General features: G+C 26.1%; 15 protein-coding genes and 1 pseudogene. 14 read left to right on the top strand and 2 right to left on the bottom strand.

What is annotated here, in order from left to right:
* The first annotated feature begins 638 nt into the window (after window positions 1-638).
* From C1715_RS06915 to C1715_RS06850, 14 genes and pseudogenes are all read left to right on the top strand, one after another.
* The gene (locus C1715_RS06915; RefSeq protein ID WP_035291774.1) at window positions 639-1,259 is read left to right on the top strand and encodes a sigma-70 family RNA polymerase sigma factor; all 621 of its coding nucleotides are present in this window, start codon (window positions 639-641) and stop codon (window positions 1,257-1,259) included.
* Between the two features lie 931 nt (window positions 1,260-2,190).
* Window positions 2,191-2,871, top strand: a complete 681-nt coding sequence (locus C1715_RS06910) for a YveK family protein (protein WP_035291773.1) — start codon at window positions 2,191-2,193, stop codon at window positions 2,869-2,871.
* A 15-nt stretch (window positions 2,872-2,886) separates the two neighbouring features.
* Window positions 2,887-3,588 carry a CpsD/CapB family tyrosine-protein kinase gene (locus tag C1715_RS06905; RefSeq protein ID WP_102399828.1) on the top strand — a complete coding sequence of 234 codons (702 nt, stop codon included), beginning with the start codon at window positions 2,887-2,889 and terminating at the stop codon, window positions 3,586-3,588.
* Between the two features lie 6 nt (window positions 3,589-3,594).
* Window positions 3,595-4,365 carry a tyrosine-protein phosphatase gene (locus tag C1715_RS06900; protein ID WP_035291769.1) on the top strand — a complete coding sequence of 257 codons (771 nt, stop codon included), beginning with the start codon at window positions 3,595-3,597 and terminating at the stop codon, window positions 4,363-4,365.
* Between the two features lie 33 nt (window positions 4,366-4,398).
* Window positions 4,399-5,064: a sugar transferase gene (locus tag C1715_RS06895; protein WP_102399827.1), complete on the top strand. Its 666-nt coding sequence runs from the start codon at window positions 4,399-4,401 to the stop codon at window positions 5,062-5,064.
* A 150-nt stretch (window positions 5,065-5,214) separates the two neighbouring features.
* Entirely contained in the window at window positions 5,215-5,958 is a 744-nt protein-coding gene (locus tag C1715_RS06890; protein ID WP_102399826.1) for a PHP domain-containing protein, read from the top strand.
* The gene (locus C1715_RS06885; RefSeq protein WP_102399825.1) at window positions 5,882-6,466 is read left to right on the top strand and encodes a phosphoribosyltransferase; all 585 of its coding nucleotides are present in this window, start codon (window positions 5,882-5,884) and stop codon (window positions 6,464-6,466) included. Before C1715_RS06890 ends, C1715_RS06885 begins: the two co-directional genes overlap by 77 nt.
* Window positions 6,467-6,588: 122 nt before the next feature.
* Entirely contained in the window at window positions 6,589-7,512 is a 924-nt protein-coding gene (locus C1715_RS06880) for a polysialyltransferase family glycosyltransferase (RefSeq protein WP_102399824.1), read from the top strand.
* A gap of 698 nt (window positions 7,513-8,210) precedes the next feature.
* Entirely contained in the window at window positions 8,211-8,843 is a 633-nt protein-coding gene (locus tag C1715_RS19130) for a hypothetical protein (RefSeq protein ID WP_146005374.1), read from the top strand.
* A gap of 155 nt (window positions 8,844-8,998) precedes the next feature.
* Window positions 8,999-9,868: an N-acetylneuraminate synthase family protein gene (locus tag C1715_RS06870; protein WP_102399822.1), complete on the top strand. Its 870-nt coding sequence runs from the start codon at window positions 8,999-9,001 to the stop codon at window positions 9,866-9,868.
* Window positions 9,869-9,878: 10 nt separating this feature from the next.
* A complete protein-coding gene (locus C1715_RS06865; RefSeq protein ID WP_102399821.1) occupies window positions 9,879-11,033 on the top strand; it encodes an N-acylneuraminate cytidylyltransferase in 1,155 nt (384 codons plus the stop codon).
* Between the two features lie 59 nt (window positions 11,034-11,092).
* Complete coding sequence (gene murJ / locus C1715_RS06860; RefSeq protein WP_102399820.1) at window positions 11,093-12,661, top strand: murein biosynthesis integral membrane protein MurJ; 1,569 nt, start codon at window positions 11,093-11,095, stop codon at window positions 12,659-12,661.
* Between the two features lie 592 nt (window positions 12,662-13,253).
* Window positions 13,254-13,757: pseudogene (locus tag C1715_RS06855) on the top strand (transposase family protein); the annotation flags it as partial.
* A 349-nt stretch (window positions 13,758-14,106) separates the two neighbouring features.
* A complete protein-coding gene (locus C1715_RS06850; protein WP_102399818.1) occupies window positions 14,107-14,481 on the top strand; it encodes a hypothetical protein in 375 nt (124 codons plus the stop codon).
* A gap of 683 nt (window positions 14,482-15,164) precedes the next feature.
* Here the strand turns inward: C1715_RS06850 and C1715_RS06845 are convergent.
* Together C1715_RS06845 and C1715_RS06840 are read right to left on the bottom strand one after the other, a co-directional pair.
* Window positions 15,165-15,686 carry a PIN domain-containing protein gene (locus C1715_RS06845; RefSeq protein ID WP_035291723.1) on the bottom strand — a complete coding sequence of 174 codons (522 nt, stop codon included), beginning with the start codon at window positions 15,684-15,686 and terminating at the stop codon, window positions 15,165-15,167.
* Window positions 15,679-15,978 (bottom strand): UPF0175 family protein, encoded by a 300-nt coding sequence (locus C1715_RS06840; RefSeq protein ID WP_035291720.1) that lies wholly within the window; start codon window positions 15,976-15,978, stop codon window positions 15,679-15,681. Before C1715_RS06840 ends, C1715_RS06845 begins: the two co-directional genes overlap by 8 nt.
* Window positions 15,979-15,990: the final 12 nt, after the last annotated feature.

Raw genomic sequence — 15,990 nt, 5'->3', positions numbered from 1 at the left:
TACATTCAAATAAATAACAAGTTAGTATGCTAGTCTATTTTGTGTCATATTGCGCAGCAGAACCCGCCGATAGTTCTACCAAAGTCGGAACCTGCTTCCTTGTCTAACACAAAATATACCAGCATCTTTGACTTGTTATTTTCTTCATGCACCTTATTAGTAAGTGAATGTTAATTGTATAAAATCATCTAGATAAAACTTACAAAAGCTTCTTGACAGCAAACTTAAGTTTGGATATACTATAATTACAGTATTTACCAAAATACAAACATTCCCGGGAAGAGTAAATTAAAAAGGTTAGTATGTATAAAAAATTAAACAAGTATTTAACTTACAATTTGGTATTTAAGTAAGAATTAATAGGTAAAAAGTAAGAAGTAAGAAGTAAGAATGAAAAGGTAAGAACTAACTACTTAACTACAAATTTTAAATTGTAGTTAATTTCTAAAAGGGCTTTATTCTTCATTTAAAATTTTATATTTTTATTTTATAACTGCGAAAGTTGAATATATAAATATTGAAGTACTAAATTGAAGAATATGCTTGTTTTATATTAAGGTAGATACATGGTATAAAAGCATAGATACACACAGGATTAGAAAAAAAGAAATGGGGTTAAAAGAAAGAGGGTAATGTTTATGAGAGGAAAAGTTAACGTTAAGAAAAACATGAGAGAAAGGGAACAGGAGTTAAATCAGTTGGTATCTATGGCTAAAGAGGGAGACAAAAATGCTTTACAGAAGATTATGGAGAAATTTATGCCTTTTATAGTTAAAATAACAAAAAGTGTATACATTAGAGGGATGGATGATGATGATCTTAAGCAAATAGGATGTATATCTATAATGCATGCAGTGGAAAAATTTGACCTAGAAAGATCAAAAAATTTCACCACTTATGTGACCACTGCTATAAGAAATAATTACTATTATGAGATAAGAAAGAAGGCAAATGAACGATTTAGTATAAGCTTAGATGCTCCTATAGAAGATGGACTTACGTTAGAGGATATGCTTCAAGGGGAGATAGATTTAGAAGAGGATTACTTAGAAAAGGAAGAACGGGAAAAGCTTCAGGAGTCCATAAAGCATTTATCTTTAGAAGAAAAGGAATTACTGCTAATTATATATAAAAATACTAAAGGAGCATTAAAGGAGTATGCTAAAAGGAAAGGGCTATCCCAAAGTGGAGTTTATAAAAGAAAAACTAATTTATTTAAGAAATTGAGAAAACTACTAAAAGCTGAGAATAATGAGTAAAAAATATAATTGTGAAAAATGAAAAAAGGGTAAAACTAAACTTGAGGATTAAATGTGAAATCTACAAGTGTAAGTTAAAAATTGTAGTGCAAGATTTTTAAAGTTAGAATCATAAAATTAAAATTATAAAGTTAGAATCGAAATTTAAAAATTAAAAATTTTAAATAGAAGCCTTACAGAAAAAGTTGTGAAACCCACTGTAAGGTTTCTTTTTTGGTTTGTATTATGGATTTAAATAAAAAAATAGAAAAATAAAAAAAATTAAAATATTTTTGCTCAAAATAGAAATAAAAAAAGAGGAAACTTATGTCGAAAATGAATAAATTGTTAACAAAAAAATGTAGAATGGGATAGATTTTAAGGACATATTGAAAAAGATGTATAAAAATAAAAAACATATAGGAAATTTAATACAAATAAAATCATGATTATAAAATTTAATTTAATAACAAGAAAATATTTACAAAATATTACAATGCGTTTATTATATTTACAAATTATATGATTCGTTGTAATATTATTAATATTGGTAATAGATAAATTTAATTACTATAATAGATAAAGTTTATTATATATGATTTATTTACTTATTAAAGTAATATTTTAAGCTAGTTTTTTACTTAATATTAATTATTGAATACTATATTAAGTTTAAAATGTAAAAAATTATCCATAACATTAGTTGTTTGAAAGTTATATATAACTCAACTTTTGTACATGAATTTCAAGTTCTACATTAGATGAATAAACGTTTTTAATTTTAAATTTTAAAAATTAATTTAAAGCAGGTTTACTTCATTCTAAATTTTACATTTTTATTTTATAACTGCGAAAGTTGAATTAGTATAGAAATGTTAATATTTTGTTAAAGTATAATTAAACTTAAACGAAAAAAATATATGGACTATAATGTTATAAACGGAGGATTAAAATGCAAGAAGAAGTAACATTAGATTTAAGAGAATTCTTTTGGATTTTGAAGAAGAGAGTTAAATTAATAGTGAGTATAACCCTTTTATCGACTATAATTGCAGGGGTTATAAGTTTTTTTGTACTATCACCAGTTTACCAATCAAAGGTTAGTGTAGTTATAGGAAAGACTGGAGATAAGAAGCAAAATGAAAATTATCAATATAATGAAGTTATGATGTACCAAAAGCTTGTAAAAACTTATGCAGAAATTGCAAAGCTTCAATCTGTGGCAGAAGACACTATTGAAAAGGCTAATTTAAACATTACACCAACGCAATTAAAAGATATAGTAAAGGTTACACCACAAGCGGACACTCAAATATTGGACATAACAGTAGAACATAAAAATCCTAATAAGGCTAAAGTAATAGCAGACATATTTACAGAGGAGTTTATAAAAAAATCTACTAAGGCAATACAAGGTGGAGAGGTTGAAATTTTAGATCCGGCACAGGTTCCTGAAAAGCCTATAAAGCCTAATAAAAAATTAAATATAGCCATAGCGTTTTTTCTAGGACTTATGGTATCCATAGGACTTACATTCTTATTAGAATACATGGACAACACTATTAAAACCGATGAAGATGTGTTAAAAAGTTTAGAAATACCTGTTATAGGCGTAATACCAGAGCATGAATAAAAGGGGGAAAGGTAAATGCTTGTTATAGAAAAAAGTCCTAAATCCGTACCAGCAGAGGCGTATAGAACTTTAAGGACGAATATACAGTATGCATCCTTTGATAAGGAATTAAGAAGAATATTGGTAACCAGTTCAGGACCAGGAGAGGGAAAATCAACTACAGCAGCTAATTTGGCTCTTTCTATAGCTGAAACAGGTAAGTCAGTACTTCTAATAGATTGTGATTTAAGAAAACCTAGTATACATAAAAAATTTAAAATATCTAATGAAAAAGGTGTAACTAATTTCCTTTTAGGAGAAGTAACTTTTGAGCAGGCTACTAAAGTCTATAAAAATAAACTATTTATAATGACGGCAGGAACTATACCTCCAAACCCAGCGGAAATGCTTTCTTCAAATAAATTGAAGAACTTTTTAAAAAAAGTTTCTGATCAGTTTGACATGGTTATAATAGACAGTCCACCAGTAATGGCGGTTACCGATGCTCAAATACTTTCTACCATAACTGATGGGGTTATTTTAGTAATTACTTCTGCACAAACTGAAAAGGCCATGGCAATAAAGGCAAAGGAATCACTTAAAAAGGTAAATGCAAACATCCTAGGAGTGGTTTTAAATAGAATCAAAGAAGAAAATGGCAAGAGTTATGGATATTATTACTATTATAATGAAGATGAAAATGGAGAAGTAAAAAAGAAAAAGAGAAAAAAGGAGTAGGATTTTATGATAGATATACATTGTCATATAATTCCTGATATAGATGATGGGTCAAAGGATATTTCTTGTAGCATAGCAATGGCAAAAATGGCCTATGAAGATGGAGTGAGGAAAATAATAGCCACTCCTCATTTTTATCAAAATCATTATGAAAATTCTTTCTTAAGCATAGAAGAAAAATTAGATATGCTAAATACAGAATTAAAAAATAATAAAATAAACTTAGAAATTTTACCAGGACAGGAAATTTTCTTGGACAACCATCTGTTAGACTTATATAGAAAGGGAATTATAAACACTCTCAATAAAAATAATAAGTACATGCTTTTGGAAACAGATTTTACTAAATGCCCCAAGGAGCATATAGACTTAATATACGAGCTAAGAATCAAGGGTATAAGAACCATAATAGCTCACCCAGAAAGATATGCCTACGTGCAAAAAAATTTAGAAAGTTTAAATTCATTTATAGAGGAAGGCTGCTTATTCCAGCTAAATGCTGGCAGCATCATGGGTATATACGGCAAAGAAACTAAAAAAACTGCAAGACTTTTAATAGAAAAAGGTCTATGTGATTTTGTAGCCTCTGATGCCCACGGCATAGGCAAAAGAAATCCAAAGCTAAGGGAGTGCTACGATTTCATACAAAACAACTATGAATACATATTTGATGACATATTAGAAAATGCAGGGGCCGTGGTGAACGGATTTGATATTCATAAGGAGCATAAGGTTATTAAGCATAGGAAGAAGGGATTCTTGGCTATGTTTAGATAAAAATTATAAAATTTTGGGGAAGGGGATGAAATTATGCAGAACATAGAGCTTCAGCAAGATATTAACTTGGAAATAAGCAATGAATTTCAAAAGTCAAAAGCTTATTTTGTAGTAAAAAGGATAATTGATGTATTAGGGTCACTAGTAGGAATTATACTTTTATCACCTATACTATTAGTTACAGCTATAGCTATAAAAATAGACTCTAAAGGACCAGTAATATTTGCCCAAGAGAGAGTAGGGCAAAGTGAAAAAACATTTAAGATGTACAAGTTTAGATCTATGGTAATTAATGCTGAAGAATTGTTAGCAAAATTAAAGGACAAAAATGAAATGTCAGGTCCCATGTTTAAAATGAAAGAAGATCCAAGGATAACTAAAGTAGGAAGGTTCATAAGAAAGACAAGCATAGACGAGCTTCCGCAACTATTTAATGTATTAAAGGGAGACATGTCTCTAGTAGGTCCAAGACCTAATCTTCCAAAAGAAGTAGCTGAGTTTAATGCTCATCATAAGCTTAAGCTTTTAGCTAAACCAGGTATAACTTGTTACTGGCAGGTAATGGGGAGAAATAATATAGATTTTGAGGAATGGATGGAATTAGACATAAGTTATTTAAAAGAAAGGACTACATTGCTTGATATAAGACTTATTTTGAGAACTTTTGGTGTATTATTTGGAGATAAGAATGCAGCTTAAGGGTGCATTTAAAAGTAAATGATTGATAAATACTTAGAATGTAATTGAAGTTTTAATATAAAGAAAAATAAAATATTCCATAATATTTTGAATAGAAGAGTTAAGTAATATAAGATTAGTGATATTATTGAAAAAGAATTGGAGAATAGAATGTATATATATGAGTTTCATGTTCACACTAAATATTCGCCTGATAGTGATGTTAAATTAAGCAAGTTGTATAAAGTTTTAAAAAAACATAATATATCTGGAATAGCTATAACAGATCATAATACTATAGATGGTGCAATGAAGTTTAAAGAAAAGTATGGGAACAAGATAGATGTAATAGTGGGCGAAGAAATAATGACAACTGAAGGGGAAATTATTGGATTGTTTTTAAAAGAAAAGGTGGAAAAAGGTTTAACACCAAGAGAGACAATAGAAAAAATAAAAAATCAAGATGGAATAGTATATATTCCTCATCCTTTTGATAGTAAAAGATATAAAACTTGTTTAAAAGAAAACATTATAAAGGAATATTCAGATTCTATAGATATTATAGAAATATTTAATGGACGATGTATAGATAGAAGAGATGTTAAGAAAAGTGAATTATTAAACAATTCACTTAATAAGATAGGGGTTATAGCAAGTGATGCTCATAGTTATTATGAACTTAAGTTTAACTGTATGATTTTAAATAATAAAATTACTAGAAAAAATATAAATAGTCAACTTAGACAAATGAAAGTTTTAAATATGAAAATTAATAAGAGTATACACCAATATACAAAGTTTGTTAAATTAAAAAAAATAATAAAGGAAGGTAAATTTAATGAAGCATTTGAACTTATCTATAGAAAATGTAGAAAAAGATTCTTTAAAATTAGCACAAAAAATTCAAAAGGATAACTTTAAACCAGATTGTATTGTTTATATAAAGTCAGGTGGCTATTTAGTGGCAAAAGTAATTGCTGATTATTTTAATACTAATTTAACAGGATTTAGAATTTCTAGGGAAGGAAACTCTATTAAAACAAAATTGAGTTTAATATTAAGAATAATTCCAACGAGTTTTAAAAATTTATTAAGAGAAATAGAATTTAAATCAGGTATACATAAAAAAAGATCAAAAAGATTGGTAACAGAAGTTGATAATGATTTGGTACAAGGCCAAAACATATTATTGATAGATGATTCAATAGACACAGGACATACAATTATTACTGCATTGGATTTTTTGAAAAAATTTTGTGGTGATAATATAAATATAAAAGTAGCTGCATTAAATAAATTTAAATTAAGTGAGGAATTGGTTACAACTGATTATTATATATATGAGGATTGTATTATAATATATCCTTGGTCTAGGGATTCAAAAGAATATAATAACTTTTTAAAATTATATAATTTAAAATAGACATATATAGTAAATAAGGATAAGTAATTTTTATTTATATTTATAAAAAGTATAAAATAATAGCAATACAAGTATAAATATTAAGTTTAAAATAATTAATTTTATATTGGAGGAATTAGAAGTTGAGAGAAGTAGCTGTTGTAAGAAGTAATTTTCATCTTAAACTTTTATTTGATAATAATAAAGTTAATATTGAAATTTACACTTCAAGTAAGCTTAAGAATGATAAATATTTTGAGTTTTATAAGGATAAAATCATATTTTTTGAAAAAGAAAAATGTGGATTAAATATTATAAAATGTTTTTACTATAATAAATTTATTTATTATAATAAATTAAAAAAAATAATTAATATTAACAATATTGATAAATTAATTTTATTTAATGATAATGACCCTGTCTCTAATTTTTTTAAAGAATGTATTAATAATAAAAAAGTTGAGTTATGGGAGGATGGTTTAAATTATTATATATGTTATTATCCAAATTTTTATTTAAAAGCAGTATTTAAATTATTTTTAGGATACTATCCCAAAAATATATTTAAAAAAGCATTTGATCGAGAAATAGTAGAATGCTATGATAGATTTTTAAATAATAAACTTAATTATAACTTAGAATTAAAAAAATGTGAAAATTATACAAATAGTTATATATTTATAGGACAACCATTAGTAGAAGATCATATATTAACTAAAAAACAATTCATACACAAAATGGAAAAACTTTGCGAAATGGTAAATTGTAAAATTTTTTACCTACCACATCCTAGAGAAAAGGATTGGATAAAAAAGATTAATTTTATAAATATTATAGAAACTAAAATGTTGGCAGAAGATTATATTAATGACAATAGGTTTAGAGGATATTTATCTGTATTTTCTACAGTAAATTTAAATATTTGTAAAATAGAAAAAAATAATTATTATTTAGCTGGATATTTTGGATTGAATAAACTGAGTAAAAAATTAAAAGTTCTTTATAAAACAAAGAATATTGATTTTATTGATAATGATGGTGATGTTATAAAAAAGATAAAATTATGATTTTATTTTTTTAAAAGCTATTAATTAAGGAGAATTATATGATAATTAATACAAGCTATTTTTGCATGTTTATGTTAAATATAATACTATTTTTCATAGCACATATTGAAATAAATTCATACACTCATTTTGTATGTATGTTTTTAATTATGGTAATTTCAACTAGTATAAGTGTTATACATTCATTAAAAGCTAAATTATATTCTTTTTTTTATTTTCAATTAATAGTATTGGAAATGTTATTAATTGTATTTATAAAAAACTATATTTTTAATATTGGTGAAAAAAGTTGGAGGGTAAGCTATTCCAATCTATTATTGGATTCAATAAGTTTTAGATATATATATATATCACTAATAATTATGAGTTTAGTTTTATACATTTATTTAATTGCTAATAAAAAATTGAAAAATACTGATACATGTATGAATATACATATAAAACCTAAATTAGGTTATATCATAAATATATACTTTTTATTAGCAATTTTATTCTTTGTAACAAAATTTAATTTTAATTTTAGAAATTATAAAGAGTTTTCAAATAGTTCACTTCCGTGGTTTGAGCTTTATAGTATAAATTTATTTACTATCATTTCTATTAAAATAGTAAATAGTAAAAAAAATTGGTTTTTTGATATAGTGTTTATTATGTATTTTTTAATAACAATTATTTTATTGATTTTAGGTTATCGAGCAATGATAGTAAATTTATTTATTATATTTTCATGTGTTTTTCTTGATAAAAAGGATATTTATTTAAGGGATATTTTTAAAATTGTAGTCATAGGTATTTTAATATATTTAATTTTAATTTTAGCTAAATGTATTTTGAAATTTGGATTTCCTATACAAAAAAATAATTTTTTTGAATTATTAGGAGTCCATGAAAGAAATGAATTGAATACATTAAATTTTGTAATTCAAAATGAATTTTTTTGTGATGAAAATTCTTATTTAGTTACGATAAAAAATATATTACCTAAATTTTTTACTAAAAGTACTAATATAAAATTTAGTGATATACTAGGTAGGTATATATTAAATAATAATAATCTTGGATATAATATGGGTGCATTATATTTAACAGAAGCATATTCAAATTTTAGAATTTTAGGTATATACCTTATTAGTATAATTTTATCAGTATATTTTTACTTGTTAGAAAAAATAAGAAGCAATAATAAAATGTATTTATGTATATATTTAATAATTGTTGGGGAAATGAGTACTCTTATATACTATGGATTCCAAAATTATTTTAAGATACTTGTTTATACAATTAGTTTTATAATAGTTATATTTAAATTATTTTTAGTATGTGATAAATAATATGAAAATTTTTTGCTGATTTTAATTTTTTATGTTTTAAATCTATCATGACATAGTGCAGAAAATATAAAAATTTAACGATAAAGAGTTAGATAAATTAATATTTTAAGAAGACCACAAATTACTAAAAATAAATAATTTAGGAGGAAGATATTATGTATAAAAAACCAAAAGTAGTAGCAGAAATAGGATGTAATCATAAGGGGGAAATGAAAATAGCTAAAGAGCTAATTAAGATAGCAGCAATATTTTGCAAAGCAGATATAGTAAAGTTTCAAAAGAGAAATAATAGGGAGTTATTAACTGAAGAACAATATAATGCTCCACATCCAAATCCTATAAATTCCTACGGTGAAACATATGGGAAGCATAGGGAGTATTTGGAATTTACATTAGAACAACATAGAACTTTAAAAAAATGGTGTGATGAATTTGGAATTGAATATAGTACATCGGTGTGGGATTTAACTTCTGCAAAAGAAATTGCTTCACTAAAACCTAAAATGATTAAAATACCATCAGCATGTAATAATAATTTTGAAATGTTAGAATGGTTATGTAGCAATTATGAGGGAGAAATTCATTTATCTTTTGGTATGACAACCCATGAAGAAGAAGAGAAGATAATTGGATTATTTGAAGAGAAGAGGAGAAATAAAGATTTAATAATATATAGTTGTACCTCAGGTTATCCTGTTCCATTTGATGATGTTTGTTTACTGGAAATAAAGAGATTACAACAAAGTTATGGGGAAAGAGTGAAAGAAATAGGATTTTCAGGTCATCATCTTGGTATAGCGGTAGATGTAGCAGCATATACATTAGGTGCTACATTTATTGAAAGACACTATACATTAGATAGAACTTGGAAAGGTACAGATCATGCCGCATCATTGGAACCAGATGGAATTAGAAGATTAAAAAGAGATTTAGAAGCTACGCATAAGGCATTATCTTACAAAAATCAAGAGATATTAGATATTGAAAAGGTACAAAGAGAAAAATTAAAATATAGAAAGAAATAAGGTGGTTAATATGAATATAGCTTTTATACCCGTACGGGGAGGAAGTAAATCAATACCTTTAAAAAACATTAAACAAATTAATGGAAGACCATTGATTTGTTGGGTTCTTGATGCAGCTATTAACTGTAATAAAATAGATGAGGTTATTGTATCTACTGATAGTTTGAAAATAAAAAATGTTGTACAAGATTATTATAATGATAAAGTAAAAGTTGTTAGTAGATCTGCAGAGGTTTCCACTGATATTGCCTCTACAGAATCTGTAATGTTGGAGTTTGCAAAGGATTATAAATTTGATAATATAGTGTTAATTCAAGCAACTTCCCCACTACTTACTTCAACAGATTTGGACAAAGGATTTAAAGAATTTAGTAAAAATGGGATTGATTCTGTATTATCTGTTGTAAGACAAAAGAGGTTTATTTGGAATAAATCAAAATATAACTATGAGCCATATAATTACGATTATTTAAAAAGACCACGAAGACAAGAATTTGATGGTTTTTTAGTAGAAAATGGAGCTTTTTATATTACTACAAAAGAAAGTTTACTAAGAAGTAACTGTAGAATATCAGGAAATATTTCTTGTGTAGAAATGGGTGAAGAAACTTATTTTGAAATAGATGAACTTAGCGATTGGCTCATAATAGAACAACTATTAAAAGAAAGAAGTAAAAAAATTTGTGATATTGATGTAAGTAAGATTAAGATTTTACTTACGGATAGTGATGGAGTGCTTACAGATGGTGGCATGTATTATTCAGAAAATGGTGATGAACTAAAAAAGTTTAATACAAAAGATGGGATGGCTTTTAAATTATTGAAGGAAAAAGGAATAAAGACAGGTATAATTACAGGAGAAAATATTAGTTTAGTACAAAGAAGAGCTGAAAAATTGAGAGTTGATGAAATACATTTAGGTATTAAAAATAAACTAGAGTGTATAGATAAAATTTGTCATAAGTATAATGTTAATTATGATGAAATAGCTTATATTGGTGATGATATAAATGACCTAGATGTTATAAAAAAAGTAGGGCTTGGTTGCTCTGTGGCTGATGGCATGGAGTGTGTTAAAGCAGTTGCAAAATATACTTGCAAAAGTAAAGGTGGACAAGGTGCTGTTAGAGAGGTAGCTGAATACATATTAAATTATAAAAAATAATTTTAAAGTTTAAACTTATGATTAAAGAATATAATATTTAATTTTATAGGAGAGTATCAATGTCAAGAAAGAGTTTAGCAAAAAGTACAGTAATTATAATGGTAATAACTTTACTAAGTAAAGTTATGGGTTTTTTTAGAGAAAGCTTAGTAGCAGCAAAATATGGTACCTCCTTTTCGAGTGATATATATGTATTTGCATGGGGTGTAACAAGTATGTTATTTGCTACAATAGGAGTAGCCTTAAGTACTACATTTATTCCTATGCTTTCTGATTATATTGAAAATAAGTCTTTTAAAGATAGAAATTATTTTGTAAATAATATACTAAATATAACAGTTTTATTAGCTGTAATTCTTAGTTTATTAGGAGTAGTTTTTGGAAAATATGTAGTTCTTATTTTTGGACCAGGATTTGCAACAAAATACAGTGAAGCTAATTTTTTAGAAGCTATAAAAATAACGAGAATTGTATTTATATCATTAATATTTGTAGGTGTCCAAAATGTTCTTACAGGAGTTCTGCAAGCACATAAAGAATTTGCGGTTCCAGCTAGTATGTCAATTTTTTTCAATATTGTACTAATTACATATTTAATACTTTGGGGAGATAAGTTTGGCGCAGAAGGTCTTATAATTGCTTTAGTTATAGCTTTCTTTGCTCAAATGCTTATACATATTCCTACATATATAAAATTAGGATATAAGTATAGATTTGTATTAGATTTTAAAGATAGAGCTATAAAAAAAATGATGAGTTTAATAGTTCCAGTAATTGTAGGTACCTCTATAACTCAAGTTAATTTTTTAGTAGACAGAGCTTTTGCTTCTAGTGTAGGAGAAGGTAGTATATCTACACTGAATTTTGCTAATAAGTTGAACTTGTTTATATATGGGGTGTTTGGAATGGCGATTTCTACAGTAGTATACACTGAACTTTCTAGAGAATCTGCTAAAGAAGATATAAAAGCTTATGAAAGAACTCTTACTAAAGCTATAAATACTATCAATTTAGTTATGATTCCTGCCACAGTAGGTATGGTGCTACTTAGAGTACCGATTATTGATGTAGTATTTAAGCATGGAGCATTTGATGATAAAGCAGCTAAACTTACTGCAAGTGTTCTTGTTTGTTATGCACCTGCTATGATTATATATGGTATTAGAGATGTGATGAATAGGGCTTTTTACTCTATAAAGGATACTAAAACCCCTATGATAAATAGTGGCATAGGAGTTTTAGTGAATATAGTGCTTAATATAATTTTAATTAGAAATTGGGGGATTAATGGATTGGCTATAGCTACTACGGTTGCAGCTGTAGTTACTACTATTCTTCTTTTAAGAAGTTTTATTAAACAAACTAATTTTAATTATTATGAGATAGTTATGATTTTTTGCAAAGTTGTAGTTGCATCACTAATAATGGGAGTTGTAGTATTCTTAGTAAATATGTGTCTAAATAAAATTTTAAATAAAGGATTAATTTTTACAATACTTAATTTGGGCGTATCTTCATTTATAGGTGTAATTGTATATGCAATTATTATAAATAAATTTAATGTAGAGGAATATAAATATCTAGCTAGACATGTATATATAAGATTAAAGAAAAAAAATAGAAATTAATGTGCATAAAAATTTTTAAGAATTAACTTATGTTCTGCAATTTCAAAAGCCTAATTACCAATTATAGTTATAAATTTATCTTTAGGGATTTTAATCCAACAACTTAGCTTAGACTTATCCTACATTAATACAATTAATTTTTTAAGAAGCTAGCTTTAGCTCACATAGTATTATCTCTATAGGGATATTGTCGTTAGCTTTTTTATATACTAGGTACACTAATTCTTTGGCCGACAGGCTTTGCATTACTTCAATGGCATTGCCTAATGTTTCTACTTCATTAAGATGATATAACCTATACAATTCTAAAAAATTGATTTGTAAAAATACAAGTAAGAAATATCTCTCGATAGAGAGTATACTTTGAACCTTATATTTATCAAAGTCTAAATTACTTTTTCGTTTATGTTATAATTAATTCATTATGATTGCTTTGTCTATATTTTATAGTATCATTAGGTCTTTAAAACATGTTTAAATTAATCTCTTGTGCTAGTAAATTATTTTAACATAATTTACATATAGAAAAGCCCCAACATAATATGTTAACCTTTCATTAAAAATGACCAAATAATCAATGGAGGTAACATATATGTTAGAGCTTTCTAAACACAACATTACCATAAATATTGAAAGTTTAAAAGACTTTATTACTGTAAGTTTTGTCATTATTGATGATATTTATCAAGAAATAACACCTGACTCTGTAAAGAACAGAAAAAATGTTAATACTGCAATAATGCATGATAGTGAAATAATTACTATAGCATTAGTTGGAGAACTTTTAACAATAGACTCAGAAAATGCTTGGATTGGCTATTGTAAAAAGAATCTTAGGAAGTTATTCCCTAATTTCTCATGTCGCACTCGATTTAATAGAACTCGAAGAGCGCTTTTCAAAGTTATAGAAAGTATTAGAAAAAAACTTAGCGAAATTCTTTGCATACAGTATGATAACCATCGTATTGTAGACAGTATGCCTATTTATGCATGTAAGTTTGGAAGAGCACATTTTCATAAGACCTTTAGAGGCGTAGCCGCCTACGGCAGATGTGCATCAAAAAAAGAAATTTACTATGGATTTAAACTTCATAGCAAACAAAAAAGTCTTCCGCTCTGCTACATCCTTTTTTTGTAAGTACCCCTGTGATGTAATTCTTACCGATAATGCAATAAAAAACAAAAACGCATAGATAAAGTAAACTATTAAAATGTACTTTAATCTATGTGTTTTTTACGTTCATTTAGATTTCATGTAGAAAATATAGAAATTTATATGTGTAAAATTTGTAGAATTGGTAAAAGGAATTAAAACAATTATGTAGAATATAACTAAAAAAGGATTAAATATGGGAAAAAAGTTAAAAGAACCAAAATAAATAATTTATATATTATGTTTTCAATAAACAAAATATTGCAGTTTCTTAGAATAGTGGGGTGGTTTAATGAAAAATAAGAAATTTAAAATGATTGTAAATTTCTATAAATATTTATTTTTTTTAAAGAAAAGAGAAGGTATTAGCTTAATAATTAATTTATCTATATTTGTAATATCCTTAATAACTGCAATTAATAATAACATAGGCTCTATCGACATTGATCTAACAAATCTCTTTGTATTAATTATATTTATCTTTTCTTTATTCAATGTTATATGGGAAGCTATAGGAAAATTTAAGGATATCAAAAGTTTTACCGGTTATGATGAAGAAATAGAAATTACTAAGAAAGAAACTATTATTAAGGAAAATTTGGCATTTAAACTTGGATATGTAAAATATATACAAAAAAATCATCAGATTTTGAAAGTATTAAAGTAGGTAAATTAGAAGATAGTTATGTAATAAGGTCTTTAAAGTTAAACGAATACCTCCGGGACAACAATATAAAATTAGAAATAGACACAAATAAAAAAGAAAAAGTTAAAAAATTTATACTAAAAAATAAAGAAATTATATCACCTTTTTTTCAATATCAGTAATATAAATCTAAAAGAAATCAACAATATTTTTTTAATGAGTATAAGCTTTGCATGGTTAGCGATATCTGCTTGGGAGAAGAGGTAGTTAGATGTTATAAAAGTGATTACTATAGTTCTTTTCTAACCAATGAAATATGTATGTTTGCATTAGTAGCAAACAAAAAAAGTCCTCCGCTTCGCTACATCCTTTTTTTGTCAGCACCCCTGGGGTGTAATTTTTACCAATAATTCAATAAAAAAACAAAAACACATGAATAAAGCAAACTAAACTTTAATCTATGTGTTTTTTATGCTATTGATATTATTTGAAAAAATACCTGTTAATCTCTAGGAGACTGGTATCTGGTTATCCAAAATTAGCAAACAAAAAAAGTCTTCCGCTCCGCTGCAGCCTTTTTTTGTCAGCACCCCTGGGTGTAGTTTTCTCCAATAATTATATAATATATTTTCAAATATTAACAGAGGAAATTCTGGGTAAATATCTTCACTATATAAAAGACAGTAAATATAATTCAAGTTTTATTATTTGTTTTCAAAAATTTTTTCTTCCTCACAAGCAATTTTTAAAGATTCTAAATATAATCTTTTTGAAATCCTATAACCTTCTTCAATAAGTATATCTAAATATAACTTGATTTCAGCAATTTTTCCTAATTTCTTTGCTAATTGTAGAATTCCTATGATTCCTATAGGTTTAAGCAACATGTCTTTGGCTCTATTTCTAGCAGATCTATCATCAATAATAACTTTATTAATATTTAATTCTTTAGCAGCCTGTATTACCTCTAATTCTCCACGATGTAATCTTCCAATCATTGATTCTACTATTTTATTATTTTTTATCTTATAAACTGTTATTTTTCCCTCATTAACGGCCTTTTTAAGTTCCTCTTGTCCATAATGTTTGAATTCATTGTTTTGAGTAATCTCTATATATACCTCTTCAGTTATATATACTTGGTTAAAAATTTCCCATAATAAATTTAATTTATTAATTATACTTAAGCCTATAATGGGACTGGAATTGCACACGATTTTAGTCATTTTTGTTATACTCCTTTAGTATATCCTTTATTGCCATTTCATCTTCTTTTATATCTTCATCTGTGTATTCACCCCAAGGAATATTTTTGAAATTAAGTATATATATAAAATCATTTAGTGAAAGTCTAGCAATTTCTGCCGCTCTAGCTAAGGAAACACTTTTAGCAACAAATAAACTTATTGCTATAGATATTCGTACATTTTCATCTAGGGAATCACCGTGAGCTAAGTCATCTAATAATGGAAGTATATCCTCTGGTATAACTACAGCATTATTTTTTCTTAATTCCATTAGCTTCAACCT

This window comes from Haloimpatiens massiliensis (genome assembly GCF_900184255.1).
In the GTDB taxonomy this organism is placed as follows: Bacteria; Bacillota; Clostridia; order Clostridiales; family Clostridiaceae; genus Haloimpatiens; species Haloimpatiens massiliensis.
This window is presented reverse-complemented; position numbering and strand designations above follow the sequence as displayed.

Bases quoted from the DNA above. Each gene is read 5' to 3' on its own strand.
- C1715_RS06890 (WP_102399826.1), top strand. From the start codon at position 5,215: ATGTATATATATGAGTTTCATGTTCACACTAAATATTCGCCTGATAGT.
- C1715_RS06870 (WP_102399822.1), top strand. From the start codon at position 8,999: ATGTATAAAAAACCAAAAGTAGTAGCAGAAATAGGATGTAATCATAAG.
- C1715_RS06850 (WP_102399818.1), top strand. From the start codon at position 14,107: ATGAAAAATAAGAAATTTAAAATGATTGTAAATTTCTATAAATATTTA.
- C1715_RS06900 (WP_035291769.1), top strand. From the start codon at position 3,595: ATGATAGATATACATTGTCATATAATTCCTGATATAGATGATGGGTCA.
- C1715_RS06915 (WP_035291774.1), top strand. From the start codon at position 639: ATGAGAGGAAAAGTTAACGTTAAGAAAAACATGAGAGAAAGGGAACAG.
- C1715_RS06840 (WP_035291720.1), bottom strand. From the start codon at position 15,978: ATGGAATTAAGAAAAAATAATGCTGTAGTTATACCAGAGGATATACTT.
- C1715_RS06910 (WP_035291773.1), top strand. From the start codon at position 2,191: ATGCAAGAAGAAGTAACATTAGATTTAAGAGAATTCTTTTGGATTTTG.
- C1715_RS06895 (WP_102399827.1), top strand. From the start codon at position 4,399: ATGCAGAACATAGAGCTTCAGCAAGATATTAACTTGGAAATAAGCAAT.
- C1715_RS06885 (WP_102399825.1), top strand. From the start codon at position 5,882: ATGAAGCATTTGAACTTATCTATAGAAAATGTAGAAAAAGATTCTTTA.
- C1715_RS19130 (WP_146005374.1), top strand. From the start codon at position 8,211: ATGATAGTAAATTTATTTATTATATTTTCATGTGTTTTTCTTGATAAA.
- C1715_RS06845 (WP_035291723.1), bottom strand. From the start codon at position 15,686: ATGACTAAAATCGTGTGCAATTCCAGTCCCATTATAGGCTTAAGTATA.
- C1715_RS06865 (WP_102399821.1), top strand. From the start codon at position 9,879: ATGAATATAGCTTTTATACCCGTACGGGGAGGAAGTAAATCAATACCT.
- C1715_RS06905 (WP_102399828.1), top strand. From the start codon at position 2,887: ATGCTTGTTATAGAAAAAAGTCCTAAATCCGTACCAGCAGAGGCGTAT.
- murJ (WP_102399820.1), top strand. From the start codon at position 11,093: ATGTCAAGAAAGAGTTTAGCAAAAAGTACAGTAATTATAATGGTAATA.